16 protein-coding genes and 1 pseudogene are annotated in these 20,661 nt (G+C 50.6%); 11 read left to right on the top strand and 6 right to left on the bottom strand.

Going from position 1 to position 20,661, the window contains the following annotated elements:
* Positions 1-34: 34 nt before the first annotated feature.
* Positions 35-829 (top strand): hypothetical protein, encoded by a 795-nt coding sequence (locus Q1A48_RS12575; RefSeq protein WP_299945325.1) that lies wholly within the window; start codon positions 35-37, stop codon positions 827-829.
* A 147-nt stretch (positions 830-976) separates the two neighbouring features.
* Here Q1A48_RS12575 and Q1A48_RS12580 read toward each other — a convergent pair whose 3' ends face one another.
* Both Q1A48_RS12580 and Q1A48_RS12585 read right to left on the bottom strand, forming a co-directional pair.
* A complete protein-coding gene (locus Q1A48_RS12580; protein WP_299945328.1) occupies positions 977-2,515 on the bottom strand; it encodes an amidase in 1,539 nt (512 codons plus the stop codon).
* Positions 2,516-2,652: 137 nt separating this feature from the next.
* Positions 2,653-2,862 (bottom strand): annotated as a pseudogene (locus Q1A48_RS12585) (IS3 family transposase); the annotation flags it as partial.
* 123 nt (positions 2,863-2,985) lie between these two features.
* Between Q1A48_RS12585 and Q1A48_RS12590 the strand changes: the two are divergent.
* The 10 genes from Q1A48_RS12590 (at position 2,986) to Q1A48_RS21845 (ending at position 14,859) form a co-directional block, all read left to right on the top strand.
* Positions 2,986-3,132: a hypothetical protein gene (locus tag Q1A48_RS12590; RefSeq protein WP_299945331.1), complete on the top strand. Its 147-nt coding sequence runs from the start codon at positions 2,986-2,988 to the stop codon at positions 3,130-3,132.
* A gap of 598 nt (positions 3,133-3,730) precedes the next feature.
* A complete protein-coding gene (locus Q1A48_RS12595; RefSeq protein WP_299945334.1) occupies positions 3,731-4,090 on the top strand; it encodes a hypothetical protein in 360 nt (119 codons plus the stop codon).
* Between the two features lie 182 nt (positions 4,091-4,272).
* Positions 4,273-4,653 (top strand): DUF5329 domain-containing protein, encoded by a 381-nt coding sequence (locus Q1A48_RS12600; protein ID WP_299945337.1) that lies wholly within the window; start codon positions 4,273-4,275, stop codon positions 4,651-4,653.
* A 161-nt stretch (positions 4,654-4,814) separates the two neighbouring features.
* Positions 4,815-7,844, top strand: a complete 3,030-nt coding sequence (locus tag Q1A48_RS12605) for a DUF2339 domain-containing protein (RefSeq protein WP_299945340.1) — start codon at positions 4,815-4,817, stop codon at positions 7,842-7,844.
* A 749-nt stretch (positions 7,845-8,593) separates the two neighbouring features.
* Positions 8,594-10,105: a S8 family serine peptidase gene (locus tag Q1A48_RS12610; protein WP_299945343.1), complete on the top strand. Its 1,512-nt coding sequence runs from the start codon at positions 8,594-8,596 to the stop codon at positions 10,103-10,105.
* A 788-nt stretch (positions 10,106-10,893) separates the two neighbouring features.
* Positions 10,894-12,708, top strand: coding sequence for an ABC transporter transmembrane domain-containing protein (locus Q1A48_RS12615; protein ID WP_299945346.1), 1,815 nt, complete (start codon positions 10,894-10,896; stop codon positions 12,706-12,708).
* Positions 12,709-12,884: 176 nt separating this feature from the next.
* Positions 12,885-13,181, top strand: coding sequence for an IS66 family insertion sequence element accessory protein TnpB (tnpB, locus tag Q1A48_RS12620; protein ID WP_299945349.1), 297 nt, complete (start codon positions 12,885-12,887; stop codon positions 13,179-13,181).
* A 36-nt stretch (positions 13,182-13,217) separates the two neighbouring features.
* Positions 13,218-13,715 (top strand): transposase, encoded by a 498-nt coding sequence (locus tag Q1A48_RS12625; protein ID WP_299945351.1) that lies wholly within the window; start codon positions 13,218-13,220, stop codon positions 13,713-13,715.
* A gap of 480 nt (positions 13,716-14,195) precedes the next feature.
* Entirely contained in the window at positions 14,196-14,528 is a 333-nt protein-coding gene (locus tag Q1A48_RS12630; RefSeq protein WP_299945361.1) for a DDE-type integrase/transposase/recombinase, read from the top strand.
* Between the two features lie 37 nt (positions 14,529-14,565).
* Complete coding sequence (locus tag Q1A48_RS21845) at positions 14,566-14,859, top strand: hypothetical protein (protein WP_366523411.1); 294 nt, start codon at positions 14,566-14,568, stop codon at positions 14,857-14,859.
* Between the two features lie 5 nt (positions 14,860-14,864).
* Here Q1A48_RS21845 and Q1A48_RS12635 read toward each other — a convergent pair whose 3' ends face one another.
* The 4 genes from Q1A48_RS12635 to Q1A48_RS12650 all read right to left on the bottom strand — a co-directional run.
* Positions 14,865-15,497, bottom strand: a complete 633-nt coding sequence (locus Q1A48_RS12635; protein WP_299945353.1) for a transposase — start codon at positions 15,495-15,497, stop codon at positions 14,865-14,867.
* An 86-nt stretch (positions 15,498-15,583) separates the two neighbouring features.
* A complete protein-coding gene (locus Q1A48_RS12640) occupies positions 15,584-18,724 on the bottom strand; it encodes an efflux RND transporter permease subunit (RefSeq protein ID WP_299945355.1) in 3,141 nt (1,046 codons plus the stop codon).
* Positions 18,721-19,899, bottom strand: a complete 1,179-nt coding sequence (locus Q1A48_RS12645; RefSeq protein ID WP_299945357.1) for an efflux RND transporter periplasmic adaptor subunit — start codon at positions 19,897-19,899, stop codon at positions 18,721-18,723. Before Q1A48_RS12645 ends, Q1A48_RS12640 begins: the two co-directional genes overlap by 4 nt.
* Positions 19,900-20,196: 297 nt before the next feature.
* Positions 20,197-20,661: DDE-type integrase/transposase/recombinase (locus tag Q1A48_RS12650; protein WP_299945359.1), on the bottom strand; the 465-nt coding region annotated here is incomplete at its 5' end.

A 20,661-nucleotide genomic window follows, 5' to 3' on the forward strand; every position in this document is an offset into this window, starting at 1 on the left:
TTGCTGCTATAGGCAGTTACGGAACTTAGTGGGCGTGCTATTGCTGGTCGCAACAAGCCTGAAGGTGAGCGCTCAATACAGCAGCTGTAACGACTTTGGACACTTTGACCTCTTCATCGATATTGTCCCACCGGCTGCAGTAGGCGCTAAAATCCTGGTCGACTCTGCGGGCACTTTTCCGCTCAGTGCGGATACCGGCAACATCGTGGTGCCGGCAAATTTTGGTGACTTTGGTGGTGGACCACACAAAACGGATGATCCTGGCTGGGTGGTAAATACCGGCGGCCTTTTAGATGGCGAGAACCTGTGGTTTCGTGCTTTGGGAGCGCTCCGCTACTGGGATCCAACTATCGAGGCGTGGATAGGCCCCGTCAACGGGGAGCGCGTGCGGTATTTCGGCAATATTCCTTTCGAAGTTTTTTTGCGAAACGATCCGGTTGAATTGGCATTCTACAAACAGGGAACGATATGGTCGTACGGCGGTCTCGAAGGCCCCCTCGAATCACCAATCGACCAGGCTGCGCAGGACGGCAGCATTCATTCGCACCTGGATTTCTGTGTGGAAGCCGCCGATGGTGACTGTGCGCTCCCTGGGGTTGGGCACACTGGCAATCCATCAACCGGTGCCTATCTGATAGAACTGCAGTTATTTTCCGATGCGGGGGCAGGTGAGAAGTACAGAAGTTCGCGACCTGTACAGGTCTTACTCAATAACGGCTTGACTGGGGATCAGTGTGGGACCGCGATCAACGCGTTGATTCAGCCAACCAATGTCGATTCGTCTGAGGCCCTGCCGGGGGCAGGGGTACTCATCATGACGGGGTACTAACGCACACGGACCCGTACTGTGTCTGTAGCTTCGTCTGTTCATAGAACCCCTTTTAAAAAGGGGGTACACTACGACATATCGACTGGCCTGGAAAGCCTGGGGCTGGCGAGGCACTTACCATTATTCCACCGTGTTTCGCACATCCGCTCACTCAGTTTCAGCGGCACTGGTGATCCACTCCAGGGTTGGCGCAGTACGGTGATGGGTTGCCTGTTCATAGCTGTAGGCAGCCCCGATCAACAGCGACTCGGTATTGGCACCGGAAAAAAAGGAGATCCCGACCGGCAATCCCTCCACATAACCCATTGGCACCGTAATGTGTGGGTAGCCGGCTACTGCAGCCGGGCTGCTGGCCGAGCCTTCGAATTGATCGCCACGCGCATAGTTGGTCTGCCAGGCCGGCCCCACAGTCGGAGCAATCAACAGGTCCACATCGCAACGATCGAGGGCGGCATCAATCCCCTCTTTACCGGCCAGGCGCCTGGCACTTTCCTGCGCCTGTATATAGGCGGAATCTGTCAATGCGGGGGCTTGCAGAGCGTATTCGAACAACTCCTGCCCAAAGTGGACAAGCTCCTTGTCCGCAAGCTGCTTATTGCCCTCAACCAGCGCTTTCAGGTTATGCACCTCAGGCAGGTCAGCCTGCTCCAGGTACGCATTGATGCCCGCCTTAAACTCCGATAACAAGACGGTGAATTCCGGCTCTGAAAACTGCCCGACAGTGGCGATGTCACAGCTGTCGACCAGCTCCGCGCCCTGTTCCTGCAACGCTTTCAATTCCGCATCAAAGGTGTTGTCCAGGTTTTGGTCGTAGCCCATCAGATTGCGTACCACGCCAATACGCTTCCCATGCAAACCGTCTTTCTGAAGCGCTGAGCTGTAGTTCAACTTAGTGTCGATCATGGATTCCAGCAACAGGGCAGCGTCGGCAACGGTGCGTGCCATTGGTCCGGCGGTGTCCTGACTATGGGCGATAGGGATAATGCCACCCTGGCTGATCAGGTTCAGGGTTGGCTTGATAGTGACAATGCCGTTAATGGCTGCCGGGCAGGTCAGCGAACCATCGGTCTCGGTGCCCACTGATACGGCTACCAAATCCGCGGCCACGGCCACGGCCGAACCACCGCTGGAGCCGCAGGGGTTGGCACCCTCCTGATAGGGGTTACGAACCTGTCCGCCCACCGCACTCCAGCCACTGCTGGATGGATGCGCGCGAAAGTTGGCCCACTCACTCAGATTCGCCTTGCCCAGTATAACCGCGCCCGCCGCACGCAGTTTTTCCACCAGAGGGGCGTCCCGCTTGGGCAGGTTATCCTTCAGCAGCAGCGACCCTGCGGTATTTGGCATCTTATCGGCGGTATCGATATTGTCTTTTAGCAGTACCGGGATACCGTGCAGAGGGCCCCTGCTACCTTCTTGTACACGCTCCTGGTCCAATTGTCTGGCGATATCCAGGGCATCGGGATTGACCACAATAATTGAGTTCAAGCCCTTTTCGCCATGATCGTACCTAGCAATACGCGCCTGATAGTACTCCACCAGCTGCACTGAGCTGAGTTGTCCATCGGACATCATCGCCTGCAATTCAGCGATGCTCTTCTCACTCAAGTCTGGCGTCTTGGCCCCACTGCAGCCTGCCAGTGACAATACTGCCCCAAGTGCCAGGATTTTCATCCACTTAGACACCACCTGACCGTCCTCTTCTAATACATGATTTAGGATCCTGACCCCATTGCTTCTATGGGGCCCTATCCGCTGCAACCTGCCTGATTTCGCCTGTTTTGTCGACAATTGACGTGGTCCAGCATTTCTGTACACCCGAGTTAAGCCGCTTTTCTGATCTTCGCCATTTCTGATTCATAGTGATTTGGGCTTTGGTATCCCAGATACAAATGCAGGCTCTGGATGTTGCACCACATCGAAATGTAACGCAACACACCCTGCTGGGCCTCGCAGCGGGTTTGATAGTGTCACCACTGAATCTGCTCTTGTTTGAGACTGCCAAAGAAGTTTTCCATAACCGCATTTCCGTAATTCAGCATCCCTATCTTTCAGCGGAGACTATCTCGCTATTTGAAAGGTTTATGTGCAATCAAACTGAGACAGAAAGCTAACTCAACGAAGTGTAGTGGAATAGTGAATTTGGCCACCTGACTTTGAGTGATATCATCACCCTCAATGAGGATTCTGTTGATAACGACAGCGTGGCTAACTTGGTTCACGATACAGAAACTCTCAAGGGCATAGAAGCCAACTTGGCCAAGCAGTTCAGTAAGCAGCTTGGCTCCTATAGGGATTTATGAGCCCCTACCACAACCCTGATGCGGTTGAAGATAAGCGCGGGGGCGATGATTTTGTTATCGACACAAGGTCCGCAACGAGATTGCTCAAACCTCTGTGCCAGCCAACTAGCCTCGACTGAATTCACTCACTCATCATTGCCAACGTATCGAAACAGGTAATGACAGTTATCGCTTCCGGCACTCAACAAGCAGAGGGGAAGGCTGGCAAAAGAAACTCCCGTTAGACCATAATCCGGCCATCCAGGTGGGTCAATTTTGAGGGCAAGCAAACAATGAAGCACTCTTGGTCTTTCGCACGGTTGCCGGTCTATCTCGTACTGACGCCGATTTTTCGCTTTAATTGGCCGCAATCGGGCCGGGCCGGCTGGTCACCACTCGACCAGATTGAGAAAAAATAGACGACACAAGGCTGGCTATCGATTGACTTTAAAGGGAATCTGCATAAGAAGCTAAAAAATTAACCCTGAAAAACGCCAAAGTACAATCAAACAGTTATTTAGTGAGGATAGTGAGGGGCTTTTTCGGAAAGCTAACCCTCAACGGAATTAAGTACTGCTTCAGACTTAAAATTATTTTCCTTTCACAGTCAGAAGAAAAAATGAACAAGGTTTTTACCATTATTGTATTAGCCATTGCCACCGCTTCCTGCATGAAGCTCGAAGTAAAACCTGACGGCATTATTGGGGATACCGTAGATGCCGGCAAGGAGGTCTACCAAAGCATCAAAAGAAGCCGAAATGGTGAAGATGAGCGTAATTTCTCGCACAAAATAAGCTATAACTCAGCTATCTCTAATGCAGTCAATATCACTAATTGCAAAAAGGAAATGATGGAGGTTATTTCTGCCTTTGAACTCACCGTATCCAAGATACTGACCGAGTCCTCGGAAATTGTAGGGGAAGACGAGCGTAAAAGCGTACAGTGCACTGTGAAGGCAGTAGTACGTAAAAGTACCTGAAGTCTCCCAGAATAAAGTATACTGTATATAGCCTCGACACTATAGGTTTAGAGGCTGTAGTCACGCACCTAAAGCCCTGATCAGCTGACTTTGTTCGGGGCCATGAGGGGAGGAATTTAATGCAATGCTGATTTATAACGCTATTCACCCCTCGCAAAATTTCACCGCCCAAGGATAGAAAAATGACAAGACACTTGGCCATTTTCCTTGCTTTTATTTCCTCCATGCTAGCCCCTCTTTCAGTACAGGCAGATAGCGCACCTAAGGAGATAAAACATCTGATTCAATTTGTATCCACCTCTGGCTGTACATTCATCCGAAACGGCAGCGAACACAGCAGCTTGGAAGCAGTGGAGCATATGAAGAAAAAATATCAATATTTCTCCAGCAAAATTGACAGCGCCGAGGCGTTTATCGAACTGAGCGCCAGCAAAAGCACCTTTAGCGGTCAGCCTTACCATATCAAGTGCGAAAACCAGCCAAAGGAAAAGTCTCAAACCTGGCTCTTAAATGAACTGACACGATACCGTATGGCCGAGAAATTAGAACTAGACAACACTTAACTAGTGGCTGGAAAAGCCGTACAATGCTCGACTCGCGAGAAAATCATCAAAGGGGATAACGATTTTCCCTCCCCACCCTCCCCCTCCTGGGAAACCAACTAAAGCGCTGCTTTGAATGGTAAGTCTATGTTTCCCAATAGCCATATTAAAATGGGGTAAGTATGGAAAGTGAGCTACTGTCGCTTCGTGCGGATCTGGCTTTACTGGAACAGGATAACCAGCACCGCCTCGATACCTTTGAGCGCAGGCTATCGGCCCTTGAGGCGCAGCTGCAGCGGGCTAATGCAGCGCAAAAAGAAGCGTTGCCCGAGGTGACTGCTGAGCTGGAAGATGAGCTGGCCCTTCTTATGGGCACACATCCCGAGGCCCGCCGGGCCGTAGAGCAAACTCAGCCGGCAGCCATAGCTGCTGCGGCGGCATCGCCCGCGCTTAAATCCCCCGAACCCGGCCCCCCCCAAAAAAAAGAAAGTAAACCATCAGTATCCTCCGAATGGTTACAGGAGGGGGTTGGCCTATTGGTACCGGCTCTGGAACCGCTCAATCGGGTATGGGAGCCCCTTGTGGGCTTTTATCGTCACTACCAGCGCCAGGGCAAGGCGCCAGTATTCTTTATGACCGCAGCCGGCATTCTGGCGCTGGTACTTGGCTTTGCCTACCTGCTGCAATTCTCTTTCAACGCCTACCTGGGTCCGGCCGGCAAAGTTACCCTGGGCTTTTTGATTGCGGGCGCAACGGCATTTGGCGGTGTGACCTTCAGCCGGCGCATGCCGCATATGGCGGACTATGGTTCAGGGCTGATTGCGCTCGGGGTTATTCTTCTCTACCTGTGTGGTTACTTTGCCGGGCCCTATTACCAGCTGGTTCCTATTCCAATTGGGGTGGGCTTGCTAGTGGTGACAACAGGGCTGTCGTATTTACTCGCCCTGCTGTTTGAAACCCGGGTAGTGTCCATGGTGACCCTGCTGGGGGGCGCCACCATGCCGCTGGTGACGAATCATTTGGACCCATCGGCAGTTATTTACCTCAGCTATTTATTCGCACTCGCGCTCGCCATGCTACATTTGTCCAGGCGGATACGCTGGCCGCAGCTGGCGATGGTGACCATGGCCCTGAGTGCCGGTATGTTTGAGTTTTCGATCTCAAACCTCGACGAAACAGCCCCCACCTGGGGGCCACTGCTGCTACTGCACGGCTTCTTTTACGGGTTCGCCCACCACGCCCTGCGAGGGCTAAGCACGAAAGGGCTGGAGCGAAGTCGCTTAGTTATTATTGCCTCGAACCTGGTGCTGTTTATCCATATCAGCTGGTCTTTGGCACCGAGCAGCAATGTGCTGGGCCTGGTGTGGCTGCTCAATCTTCTGCCCTGGGTAGCCTTCGCCATTTATTCACGCTGGCTGTTTGGTTACAGCGCCTGCAGTGATTTCGCTCGCGCAGTCCAGAATATGGCTTTGCTACACGGTGGATTATTGGCTGGCCTGGCAGTCCTGGCGCTGTGCAGCCCCGCTTTATTGGGGATCGTATGGTGCCTTGAAGGGCTGTTGCTGATTTTTCTCGGGGCGCGTTTTGGTTTTACCAGCGTGCGCAGCGAGGGCTACATCGCCCTCGCCGCCGCGGGTCTGACCATGCTGTGGCAAGCTCTGGCCTGGGTAGCCGGTGGAGTCGCTCCCGCACCACTGCTGTTGTCATTGAACGCAGACGCGGGCTGGGGTAACTGGCTGGCACTCTGCGCCGCTGCCTTCGCACTCACCCGGTTGTTGCGCCATTGCTCCGACCAGATCACCCCAGCAGAGCACTATTTAGCGGCTCTCGCAGATAACGCCTTTGCCCTGTTTTTATCCGCAAGTTTCCTGCTGTCAGTCGCAATCCTCTGGCCCCAGGGCATGTGGTTGCTCGCCCTGCTACCCATGGGTTTCCTGATCTGGCGAGGACAGCGCACAGGCTCCGCATTTAGCGAGTGGTTGGGGCTCAGTCACTACCTGCTGCTGTTTATCCCGTTGCTGGTGAGTGCATCCATTGTGGGTAACTTCCACTTCTACGACCAGATATCTTATGGAAAGATTGCCAGTGTGGAAGCCTTCCTCAGCCTTTGGCTGATTGCGGTGCTTTATTATCGCTCGAATATGCAATCCAGCGGCTTCTCCCTGTCTTTGAAATTGCGCAAGCTGTTTTACGCATTGTTACCGCTATTTTTCCTGCCGACAGTCGCCCATAAAGCCAGCGATTACCTCCCCATCGCCGTGTGGCTATCCTGCGCCATTACCCTCTTCCTCTACACCCGCCTAAGACTGGAATTATTGCAGCAGGAACTGCGTGTTCTGATTACTGGCGCGAGCCTTGTGGCCATTTTCGCTTGCGTCCTGCGGGAGTTTGGGCACTGGCAGGGTATGGCCACAAGTGGACTGCTCTTGGGGCTGGCATCACTGGCTGGCCTTATGTGGATTGGTCGGGGATTACAGCGAAAGCCCATTGGCCCGGATTGGCAATTGGCCCTGCACCAGGCACTCAAACCGATCTTTCCATTGGCCTTTTACTATCTCGCCGCAACGCTATTTATTATCGGTTACGCCCTGAGCCAGGACTTTGGTCTGACCCTATTGCTGAGCCAGCTGTACTTCGCCAGCCTGTATGCCTTTAAGCCGAGGCTGGCACCGCTGCGCAACCAGCTAACGCCGTTTTACAGGCTGAGCCTGCGTTTGTTTGAGTGTATTACGTTGCTACAAGTTGTCGCTGTGATTGCCGGCTCCAGCAAGGCGCCACTATTGGGGCTGTATAATCTGACCGCCCTGGGCATTGCCTCATTGCTGGTTTACCACCGGTTCTTCGCCAATCGAGCCGTATGGCCCGGTCGCCGGCTGTTTAACCTGTGGGCACTGCACCTGACAGCAATCCCGGTTTATATCGCCGTGCTGGCTCAACTGTTAGAAACCATGTGGCTACCGGCGATATCTTTCGCCCTGGTGGGTCACGCGACACTGTTACTATTCCAGACCCTGAAACCGGACACCCACAAGCTTCTGAAGTTGTCATTGCTATTGTACGGTGCTGGCGCATTGAAAATTGTGTTGTGGGATATGCAGGACTTTTCTCTGATACAGAAGATTGTGGTCTGCATGCTGGTGGGGTTGTGTATGCTGGGAGCGGCGTTCCAGTATCAGAAATTCCTCACGGCTAGAAATGAAGGGTATTCCTAGAAAACAGCGGCCCTAGTGTAGCGGCGATCAAATAGCTTGGAAAACGTATTTGATCGCCCATAACCCGTTAAACAAACCGCCAGTTTCTGTCAGGATCGCCAGTCACATAAAGATAAAAAGCTAACCGCACCAAGCGCTAAGCCCAATTACACCTCAATTCGGCAACGTATTAGCGCAACAGCCGTAAAACCTTCTGCCCTTTGCCGGCGCGGCTAAATATACCCAAAGGGCTCCCCTTTGCGACCTCCTCATGCTTAAATTTTAGACAGTTGTGTAAATCAACGTCAGAAGCTAATCGGTTATACCTTTCTTAACTGTCTAAAGAGCTGTTGAGGAAAAAAACAGCCCTAAGGCCAACCCTCTCAATTTATGGGCGTCTATAATTGTCCGACGATACCCGGCAGTAGCCTGAAAGTTTTGCGGCTGGGCATCGCCGTCCTTGAGGATGGAGAAGATGTCAATTTTTAACTAAATAGAATATATCCGTTTAATATCAAAGGCACGATTCTAGGTGTTCGGCATTCATTGATTGCCTAGATCTTACCTTACGCCTCTTTTGATCTATTACGGCCATACCTCATTCCAATAATAGTTTAAGGTATAAATGTTATTTAGTTACCTGTACCTGAATTATAAACACTTAATTGAGGGTGAAAGTTTTCTAGCCTGGATCTTATTCAAAAAAGGCATGTGAAAATTCAGATATATAAAGCCAATTTAATTGACTATTATAAGGAGGAGCTAAACTAATGTTCCAGCTCAATATAAGTAAGAATAAATTTTTACTCGGCCTAGCTGCGCTATTAGTTTTTCTACCATCGAGCCTGACAGCACAAACCAACTCAAAGATACTCTCACACAAAATACAAACTTTTTTGTCGACAGAAAAAGCGCAACAGCAAGTTTCGGCCTTTATTTATTTTAAAGATAAAGGAGCCAATCTCGATGCAAAACTGTTAGCAGCAAAGCAGTCTCTTTCATCGCGCGCTTTACAGCGTCGGATCGTCAATCGTGGCGTCGATAACCTGGTCGACTTGACCGATATACCGATCAATCCTGAGTACCTTAATTCGGTCAAAGCTAAAGTGAGTAAAATAAGACATCCCTTAAAAGCGCTTAATGCCGTCTCCGTAGAAACCACACCGATAGTGCTAGCGCAATTATCCAAACTAAAATTCATTAAGAAAATCACCTTGGTGAAATCAATCAAGCGTAAACCCGATCCAGTTAGCCCGCCGCAACAACTTAAAGACACGCAGCAGCCACTGTTGGCGCAACCTGAGGTGGCTACTTCGTTAGATTATGGCAATTCTTTTACCCAGAACAATCAAATCAACGTACCCCCTGTTCACGATATGGGCTATAACGGTAGCGGAGTCATCGTGGCTATTTTTGATTCAGGCTTCAATCGATTAACCCATGAAGCTTTTAATCAAATGTATATCGCCGGCACCTGGGATTTTGTCAACGGTGACCCAGATGTGGGTGACGGCGGCATGGGCAACGGTAGTCATGGTACCAACACTCTCAGCACCGTCGGTGGTTATAGCCCAGGCGATTTAATCGGCCCGGCGTACGGCGCGACGTATTATTTGGCCAAAACCGAAAATACCGAATCAGAATTACACGTCGAAGAAGATAACTGGTGCGCAGCGGCTGAGTGGGCAGATACAAACGGTGCGCAAATTATTACCAGCTCTCTAGGTTACAATGACTTTGACTCCGGCGGCGACTACTCTCCGTCGGATATGGACGGTGACACCGCCATCGTTACAATTTGTGCCGACCTCGCAGCAGAAAAAGGTATCGTGGTAATTAACTCTGCAGGTAATGGTGGAAACTCAAGCCAAAATACCTTAGGTGCGCCTTCCGACGGTCATTTTGTCCTGGCGGTTGGCGCGGTGACTTCGTCAGGTTCGCGTTCATCATTTAGCTCGGTCGGGTTATCGGCTGACGGTCGAATCAAACCGGACGTTATGGCGATGGGTTCAAGCGTACGCGTCGCCAGTTCAAGCTCAAATACCCGCTATTCGTATGCCAACGGTACGTCTTTTTCTTGCCCATTAACTGCGGGGGTCGCTGCGTTATTACTCCAGTCCAACCCCAATCTTAGCGCGTCTCAAGTTCGGGATATTCTACGCAATACTGCCGATAATACGGCATCCCCAAACCGGTTCTACGGGTACGGCATTATTAACGCGCTGGCAGCGGTAGAAGCTGCTGCAAGCACAGTTGCTAAGCAATCCCCGGAAAAATTCTAGGCCAATTAGGTTAAACCAACAGTCGATAGCAAGCCAAATAAAAAGGCCAAGCTTTTAGCCAAGCTTGAGGGATATCGGAAAGGCAGTCACCAGATGCCTTTCTTTGCCCTAAACCAGGAGCTTGCTGGAAAGCGTATCCTATTGCCTCTGGAGGACACCGGCTGAATCACCCTGGGTTTGCCGGAGGCAATTTGATTGGAATTATGCCGCTTGGGCAGGCTCGGCTTGCTGATACGCTGGGTACATAGCTTGGGAAACTGTAAAATCCACCTTCCCGCCAGTATCTGAATCGATTACAAACCGCTATTAAGCGGGTATCCGTACCAATTGCGACCTCCTTATGCTTAAATTTAAGACAGCTGAGTCAATCAACGTCAGAAGCTAATCGGATATACCCTTCTTAACGGTCTATAGGCCTGTCGAGGAGAAAAAAACAGCCCTAAGGCCGACCCTCTCAATTTGTGGGCGTCTATGGTTGATTCTTCTCCAACGCCGCCAGACGCTTGCCCCCTCCACGGCAAAACCCAGGGACATTGCCTGACCCAGCTCTCTACTGTCGCCTGAAACTATGACGACCATGTCTTCAAACTGCCCTGTCATGCGGTGTGCTCCCTCTGGACCGGGCCTGGAATATCAGTTCAGCGCATACCAAGCGAATATTAAACGAGTATCAATAGCCGAGCGAAGTCATTACACTAGCACGCCCTCCAACCGGCAGTGACCACAGCAGTGATAAAGCCCCAATCAGTCCAAACTATTGATCTGCCACAGACACGGAGATACACATTGTGAGCGAAGGCAAGACTCAAGGCGTTGGCTCGCTGCGTCCGGTATTAGGTTTTCTCGCCCACTACAAACTGCGCGTTGTGGCTGCCATCGCTGCCCTTCTCTTCACTGCGGGCGCGACGCTCTCTATGGGTAGGGGCGTGCAAGTACTCATCGACAACGGCTTTAACGGTGACTCCAGCGCCGACTTGAAGAGCGCCATTACTTTGCTGATTATGATCGCAACAGCGATGGCTGTGGGCACTTTTATCCGGTTTTACCTTGTGTCCTGGCTGGGAGAGCGAGTGAGTGCCGATATTCGCAAAGCCGTCTTCGATAACATCGTCCGGTTACACCCGGGCTACTTCGAGACGAATCGCTCGGGCGAAATCATGTCTCGGCTGACCACCGACACCACCTTACTGCAAACCATTATTGGCTCCTCTTTTAGCATGGCCTTGCGCAGCAGCCTCACCACAACAGGGGCGCTGGTGATGATGTTTATCACGAATCTCAAGCTCAGCCTCATTATCACCGTCGGGGTACCGCTGATTTTGCTACCGATCCTCGTGTTTGGCCGCCGGGTTAAAAAACTCTCTAACGAAAGCCAGGACAGTATCGCAAGTGTCGGTAGCTATGCAGGGGAAGTGATTCAGCATATTCGTGTGGTGCAAAGTTACACCCGGGAGAACTTCGAAAGCAGCGCGTTTTCGCGCGAAGTTGAAATCGCCTTTGCCATTGCACGACGACGCATCTGGCAGCGTTCACTGCTCATCTGTGGAGCAATCTTACTGCTATTTACTGGCATGTCGGGCATGCTTTGGGAAGGAGGGCAGGATGTGCTGAGCGGACGCATGAGTGGCGGCGAACTCGGCGCCTTTGTCTTCTACGCAATCATGGTTGGATCAGGCTTCGCGACAATATCCGAGGTCTGGGGTGATTTACTGCGAGCCGCGGGCGCCGCCGAACGGCTAGTAGAGCTTATTGATACACCCAGCCTCATTTCATCGCCAGAAGAACCCGCTGTTATTGCCCGCAGCAAGCAGCCCGAACTGCGCATGACCAACATCAGTTTCAGCTACCCGACCCGACTCAATCAACGCGCGCTGGACAATTTCTCCCTCACCATAGAAGCAGGCAAAAGCCTTGCACTGGTAGGCCCTTCCGGTGCGGGAAAATCCACTGTATTCGAAATGCTTCAGCGCTTTTACAACCCACAGCAGGGCCGCATTGAACTAGACGGTCACGATATTCGCACCCTCAGCCTGGAGCAGCTGCGAGAAAACCTGGCGCTGGTACCCCAGCAGCCGGCGCTGTTCACCGGCGATGTCCGCTACAACATTCGTTACGGTAAACTCGATGCCAGCGATGAAGAGATCATTTCCGCCGCCCGTGCCGCACACGCTCACGAATTCATTAGCGCGCTGCCTGAGGGCTACCAAAGCCATCTGGGGGAACAGGGTGTTCGCCTTTCAGGTGGCCAGCGCCAACGCATTGCACTGGCCCGAGCCATCCTCAACAATCCCCCCATATTATTACTGGACGAAGCTACCAGTGCGCTGGATACCGAGAGTGAACACCAGGTTCAACTGGCACTACAGGAACTAATGCACGGCCGCACAACTGTCATCATTGCGCACCGCCTGTCCACTATTTTGCATGCAGATAAAATTGCCGTGCTGGATCAGGGCCAGGTCATCGCCACTGGTACACATCAGGAACTGCTGCGCAACTGCGAACTCTACGCCCGTCTGGCCAATCTACAATTTCGCGAAATGAGCCTTAATGAGTCGACTAAAATTACGGCCGATCAAATTTCACGCGCAGTGCCGGATTAATGCCCCTGCAGCTCCGCCTCATCTAAACCCAGTACGGGGGGCCGTAATCAATGTACGCTGGCCACTTGCCCAAATTGACCGCGCCATCCCTGGCTCCAGGCCCTGCAGCCGTGATCCACGGTCGATGATATCTGGATATCCACCGAGCCGCTGGATATGCGTGCCGTGCCGTCCAGGTGTTTGGTGAGGCCAAGTTTCACTGCGCTTATCTGTTTACCAACAAGCGCGGCAATCGGACGAAGGTGCTGGTACACGATGGCTTTGGTCTGTGGCTCTCTGACCGTCGCCTGCACCAGGGCGGCTTTATCTGGGACAAACCTTGGCAGGGCGAACGCCTTACCTTGACCCCGGAGCAGCTGCAAGGACTTGTGATCGGCTTGCCCTGGCATCAGGATAACCATATTGCAATGTACTTCACGGTGCTGCGCCTGCACCCCGCCTATGTCAGCATAGTTGTCGCGTCCACTTTTTAATCAATAGCGTATTTGGGGACGGTAATTGAGTGGAGAATGTCACGATATAACGATGGCTTTAAAGAGCGAGCGGCCCAAATGATGATGCCGCCAAATGCCATGTCAGTAGCTCAAGTCAGCCGGAAGACCGGCGTTTCCGAGCCAACCCTGTACAATTGGCGTAATCAATTTCGCAACCAGGGCGTAGCGGTGCCAGCTGATCCGAAGAACCCCGAGAATTGGAGCGGGGAGAACAAGTTAGCCGTAGTGATCGAGACTGCGGCCCTGAATGAAGAACAGCTGGCAGAGTATTGTCGCCGTAAGGGGCTCTACGCTGAGCAGGTGCAGCGCTGGCGCGAGGCAGCCGTCGCCGGAGCCAGCAGCCATGACCGCTTGTCTGTAGAGGAGCGTCGGGAACTGCAGCAGGAACGCAAGAAGAGCCGCGCGCTGGAGAAATACCTCAAGCGCAAAGAGAAGGCACTGGCCGAGGCCGCAGCATTACTGGTGTTGCAAAAAAAGGCCCAAGCCATCTGGGGGAAAGCGGGGGACGAATAGTCGCTCTGGAAGACCGTCAGATGGCCATTGATTCGATCGAAGAAGCGTTAGCCGCAGGAGCTACCCGATATAAGGCCTGCGCCGATTGGATATCACTGTGCGAACACTGCAACGCTGGAATAAAGCTCTGCAGAAAGGAAGTTTCGTGGACCAACGTAAGAGTACCGCCCGGTTGCGAACTCCCAGTAACAAGCTCAGTGTCGAGGAGCGGCAAAAGGTACTGAATATCTGCAACCAGCCGGAATACCAAAGCCTGCCGCGATCACAGATAGTCCCGCTTCTGGCAGACCAAGGGACTTATACCGGGTCGGAAGCAAAGAATACCCTCCTCTCGGGGCACGCTGTGAATACCTCCCTGTACGCTCGTAATCGGCGCCCATGCATCATACGGTCCCGAGATAAGAGTATTCTTCCCTTCCACCTTGTTAGTATATCACCTCTGAGTCGAGCTTTTACCGGATATTACGTGAAGCGGATCAGCTGCACCGGCGCGGTAAAGCAGAAGTACCAAGTACAGTCGCCAAACCCAAGGGATACCGGGCTGAGGGGCCCAATCAGGTTTGGAGCTGGGACATTACTTTCCTGGCGTCCAGTATGCGTGGCGCCCTCTACCGGCTGTATCTGATCCTTGATGTCTTCAGCCGGAAGATCGTTGGCTGGGAAGTGCACACTGAGGAATCTGCTGACCATGCCAGCACACTGATCCGCAAAGCCCAGCTTGCGGAGGGCAGTATAAAGCGCGGGCTGGTATTGCACTCGGATAACGGCGGGCCTATGAAAGTATGGGCCAAGCTATCCGAACAAGCCGTTTGAAAGCATTGGATCAGCCAGGAAATGGGTACATAAATTTGTGCAGTGGTACAACAACCATCACCGCCACAGTGCTGTTCGCTATGTGACACCGAATCAGCGCCACAGTGGCGAGAAAAGTTCACTATTGAAGCATCGCCATGCCGTGTATGAAGAGGCTAAACGATGCAATCCACAGCGATGGGCACGCCATACTAGGAACTGGAATCAAGTAAGTGAGGTATGGCTAAATCCTCCACTGGAAAATCAGCTCGCCACTGAGGAAGTGTTAATGGCGGCAGAAACCGCTGCCTCCCCGGAAGACAATCTCCACCTTGGGCCATTCTTGACGTAGTGCTTTTACCAGCAGGGCGAGGATGGCCCAACAGTGTTTGGCGGCATCCTGCCGCAATGGCGTAGATAACTCACCAGTAGATGCCGACCGCAGAAGACATAGAGCGGCATGAAGCAGTAGCTGTCGTAATAGCCGTGAAAGAAACGTTGCCCCTGCTCCCCGTACACCGGGATGTCCGTGGCATCAAAGTCCAACACCAACCGTTTAAGCGGCTTCTTGTGGTGAGTCACGAACTGGTCGAAGAGTGCCTTGTGCAGGCCAGTGGCGATGGAGCGGTCCTGCTGTTGTTCAGAGCGACACAGTGTGGTCGTGCTTGCCAGAGGGCCCAAACGCTGGCTGCCTACACGGAGTACGGTATCGAAATGCAGTTGATCGTGGTCATTCAGGCCTTCGTAGCTGGCGGCAATGGCCAGCAATCGCTGGCGCACCAGCTGTTCAGTGCCGTGCTCGACACAGGCTGGGCGGTGCGGGTCATTCACGATTTCGGGCACAGAGCGAGACAAACCAAGGCGCTGGTCGCACTCACGTAAAAGCAGAGACCCAGCATTGGAGGTCAAATCACCACCAGTGAAATCTGCAGTGATTTTACGGCGGGAAAAAGATGAAAATCGGAGTTCAGGTTGGTAGCATTCTGTCACTGTGGAATTTCATATTGGACTGCCGTATACACCGGTAATGATAAGACTTTCCGCCGCTCTGTGTCTGGAATCATGCAAAATTCGGGCTAGGGAACATCGTATATTTCCTGATCATTGGGCTCAAATTTTTGCTTCCTGGCCATAAGAAAGAAAGCCGAGGGCACAAAATACAATGATAGTAATGTGGTAAATAATGTGCCTCCCGCTATGGCGATAGCAAACGGAGGCCAAAATGTACCGCCACCCAAAATCAATGGCATAAAACCTCCAACGGTAGTCAACGTCGTTGAAAGGATATGTCGAGAGCAGGAAGATACTCCTTCGATAATTGCTGTCTTATTCCCTCTACAAGCACAGTCAGACTTTCTTAATTCAGACAAAATGACAATGGCTCCGTTAATGGCCAGCCCCATCAATCCCATTAGTGCAAAGATGACGATAAAACCAAATGAAAACTGAGCCAAAAATACACAAAAAATTCCCATGCATGCCGAAAAGGCAGCTACGATAAATAGTAAACCTGCAAGACGAAAACTATTGAAGGATAACACCAATACAATAACTAATAGTGCAACAATAACACTGACATAAGTTTCCAGCTCTTTTACACTTTCGTCCCGCTCAGCTGATTCCCCGGCAATCTCCATTCGATACCCTGGCGGTAACATAAAATTTTCAGCAGATAATGTTGATTCAAGACTTTGCAGCACCGTACTGGGCAATACTGAACTATCGATAAAAGCTTGAACTGTATTGATTCTAACACCATTACGACGACTGATATTTGAACGTGAAGGTACAACTTTGTAATCACCTAAGTTGTCAATAGTAAGTGATAAATCAGCAATATCCTGAGTCGAGGTCAATTGCGCTGAGCCCAATGAATGCGCAAAGATCGTTTCCAGGCTGGCTCGATCCTCAGTGGGGACTCGAACGCGTACCGGAATTTCTTGCGTATCCTCGAGTACTGCCCCCCTAATCTCTCCTGTCAAAGCAGATCCTAATTGCTGTGCTACTTCACGCGGGGATAAACCTGCTAATGAAGCCTTAGCTTCATTGATCTGCACAGTAATCTTTGGTGTCGCCGGACTGAGGGTACTCTTGGTGTGTAACACATAGGGTGTACTCGCTAAAAAAGCTCTGAGCTGTTCGCCTATATCACGAAGAGTATGCAAGTTTTCACCGAACAAACGCAATTCTACTGGTGCATCATAGGGCGGACCTTGTTCCAACTTGCGAACAAATATTTGTGCCTGAGTAAAATACTTATCCAATTTTTCCTGTAATACTGGAATAAGCCGATTAGCTGCACGAAAGTCTGTCGTCGTTACCATTGCCTGGGCATAATGAGGCATGCCATCATTACCACTGGACATATTGTAGTAAAACTTGGGGGCCGAGTTGCCTATAAACCAGTGTAAACTGGTTATATCCTCTGCAGCAAGGTTTTCATGATTAAAAACTGCCGAACTGATACGCTCTGTTAATTCCCGGGTATCTTTCAGACTGCTGCCGGGATAATTATAGACCTCTATATGAAACATATTTCTATCAGCTGGCGGAAAAAAACTTTCAGTCAATAGCTGAGCGCTGGCAAAACCAACTGCCGCAAGCATAACAATCAATGCACAAAGCGTTTTAGGATGAGCAAGACTCCAGCGCATACTGTTGATGAAGCCGTACTTTACCGTCCGTGAATACACCCCTGTGTCGTACCACATGCTTGTAGAAGATTTAGGTGCTGCTGAGAAACGACCTGCCAAACCCACCACAATGGTATGGGAAATAAGATAAGAACCCACAAGAGAATAAATGACCGTTAGGGCAAGCGGACCAACGAATTCACCTACAGGCCCTGGCATCAAAACAACCGGCATAAATGCCAGAATGGTGGTAATAGTTGATCCTCCAAGAGGAACCCAGTAATGATAGAGTGCTTTGGATACAGCGCTTTTAACAGATAAACCTTCGGCTCGGTAGCGGCTAATAGCATCTGAAAAAACAATGGCATTGTCCACTACAATTCCTAATGCCACCACAAGCCCCGTAACCGATATTTGATGAATTTCCAAACCGTGCAACTGCATGCAAAACAACGTAAAAGCAACTGTTAGGGGTAAAGAAAGGGCCACAACGATCGCCGATGCTAACCCGAGTGTAAGCAATAACACCACAATAACAACAATAAAACCGACCGCTATACTCATGACTAAATCATGAAGGCGGGTTTCTGTATATTGAGTCTGGTTAAACAGTGGATCGATGATGATATTTTCAGGCAATTCATGTCGAAAATTTTCTATCAAATCTTCTACGGTCAATGTCCAGCGATCAACTCGAATAGTGGGCTGCATACGTGCACCAACAACAACCGCTTGCTTACCATAAATGATTGCCTGTTCAGGTTGTGGCTCTTTTAAACCTCGATGAACACTGGCAACATCGCCCAATCGAGTAATAAATCCTGCATAATGTCTATCGGAAGAAATTGCCAAGGGTATGTATTGAATTCTATCTACCGTATCAAGCTTCCCCGCCACCTCTATTTGCCAATGATAACGAGCATGCTCTAGTTGGCCTGCCGCTACTTTTGCATCCGCCCCTTCTACTGCACGAGCGACATCTTGCAGATTCAATCCCATGGAGGTAAGTTTCACTGGATCAACGTCAACGATTATTTCTTCTTCCGGCAGGCCAAATGTCTCAACGTATTCCGTACCCATTAAATTTCGTAAACGATTTTCCAATTCATGACTGTAACGAGCTAACAAATTAAGATCAGGTTCACCTGCTCCACGCCATTGAAGTGCGCCAATCCAGGTAAGTGCCGCAAAAGCCTGGTCTTCAAATTTGGGGGGTAATACCTCTGCGGGAAAGTCAGCAGCGATATCTTTTACCTTATCTCGGATTACAGAGAAAACAGGCTCTGGGTTGTTAATAGCATCATCTAGCTCGATGGTCACAACGGCACCATTTGGGCGGCTGTCAGATACAATCAATGCAATTTCAGCGACTTCTTTGAGCTTATTTTCGAGTTTACGGGTGACCAATGCTTCAACACGCTCTGCCGTTGCGCCGGGAAATGCAACAAGAAAGGTAGCAAATCGATTGATAACCCGCGGGTCTTCCATTCGAGGTAAAGACTTCAATGCGCCTAGCCCCGCAATGAACAACACACCGACTGAGAGTAAAATGAAGCGGTAGTTGCAAATAAATCGAGCGATCATTGTTGTAATAATCCAGGCTTTGGCTGATTATCGGTCGTCACTACGACTAACTGCCCTTGAGCAAGCCTATGCAATCCATCGAGTACAATCTTTCGATTTTCCAAATCGCCTGAAACAAATAACTTATCATTTGAAATATGTTGAATAGTGACATTAACTTGACCAATGCGTTTTATATCCGTTAATGAATTAGGGGAATTACCTGCTTCTAACGTGAGCACCTTCCACGTTCCACGCAAACCATCAGTGACTGCTGTAATAGGTATCCAGTACCCTTCCTCTGAGTAAACTTCATCGATACGAATCATAGCCAATTCTCCATGACGTAATAACGGGTCATCGATAGCAAAACGAACCGGGACTATTCCCGTAGCAGTTTCAACCTGTGCCCCCACCGCAATGACTCTTGCGCTTAATTCACGCTCGGCAATCGTTACCGGATAGTAATCACCGATCTGTATTTCATCGATTAACCGAATAGGTATCCCGGCGTATAACTCAACAGTTTCGGTTTCCAATAATTGAAATACCGCCACGGTTGGGTTAACCACTGACCCTGTATCAATATAGCCACGGGTAACAACGGCATCGAACGGAGCAAGCAACGTAGTTTTAGCTAAACGAATCTGATTGGTATTGATCTCTTGCTGTAGTTGATTTATAGATGCACGTAACGAATACTGTCTGGATTTAAATTCATCTAGTGCTTGCAGCGCAGAATGACCAACGCTATGAAGGGATTTCTGGCGATCGAGGCTTTTATTTGCCAACTCCAATTGAAACTCTAAGTCATCCTGCTTCGACTTAAGTTGTTTTGATTGTGCATCTAGGATTTTCCGATCTAACCTGGCCAAAGGCTGCCCCTTCGCAATCACATCTCCCTCATTAACCAGCATTTCATTGATTTGACCGTCTTGCTCAAATCCTATATTGACTTGTTGGTGAAATTTAACCCTGCCGTTAAAGTAGTGACGTCGAATATAACTGGTTTGCTTTGAAGGGGTTATAGATAGGACCCATTGGCGCTTAATATTATCTCCGTCATCGGGAAGATCGCCACACCCAGTCAATAGATTTATTGTAAAAAAAATAATTGAGAAAAAAGTGCCTCTTATTATGCTCGAGCCATAAACCAATGCTATAGCCATAGACCCATCGGTATTCGAATTATCCATTTATACGTGACCTCCTGTTTTACGTATGTCGGTGTTTGTCAACAAAGCTGTCGCGCTCACTGATCAGATGACCATGGATTTTCGCTCGCTGGCCTTCTGGTTTTCTTTTTGGGGTTCAGCCATACTTCGCCCACAAGCTCCCAATTCCTGATCTGACTTGACCAGCGCTCCGGTGTAAGCTGTTTGGCCCTCTCATCACTACTAGTCGTCGCTGAAACAGTGGCTTCTCCTCGCCACTGTGAGCTGATTCGGTGTTACATAACAAGTAGCACTATGGCGACCCGCGTTGTTATACCACTACACAAAGCAACCTACCCACTTTCTGGCTACTTCAGTAGCTGCAAACGGCTTGCTCTGGTAGCCTGGACCGTATTTCATTGTACAGAATAGACTCTCCGAATAGGGGTTATCTTCACTCACTGAAGGGTGACTGAAAGATGGCACCACTCCGAGCCTCTGTAGGGCAGCTAACATGGTGGCGTCCTTCATTGGTCCGCCATTGTTCGAATGCAGCACCAAACCGTTCCTGATGATACCCTCAGCGAAGCAAGCTTTGCGGATCAGGGTAATGGCATGATTGGCGGATTCCTCTGTATGCACTTCCCAGCCAACAAATTTGCGGGTAAAGATGTCTAGAACCAGGTACAGCCGGTAAAAGGCTCCGCGGAAACTGGACGTCAGAAACGGGTGAGTAGACCGGCGGAGTCTCACCGCCAGCCCCTCGCAGAACCGTACGTGACACTCTCGCGTCATACGGCTCCC

The organism is uncultured Microbulbifer sp. (genome assembly GCF_947489355.1).
Classification (GTDB): Bacteria; Pseudomonadota; Gammaproteobacteria; order Pseudomonadales; family Cellvibrionaceae; genus Microbulbifer.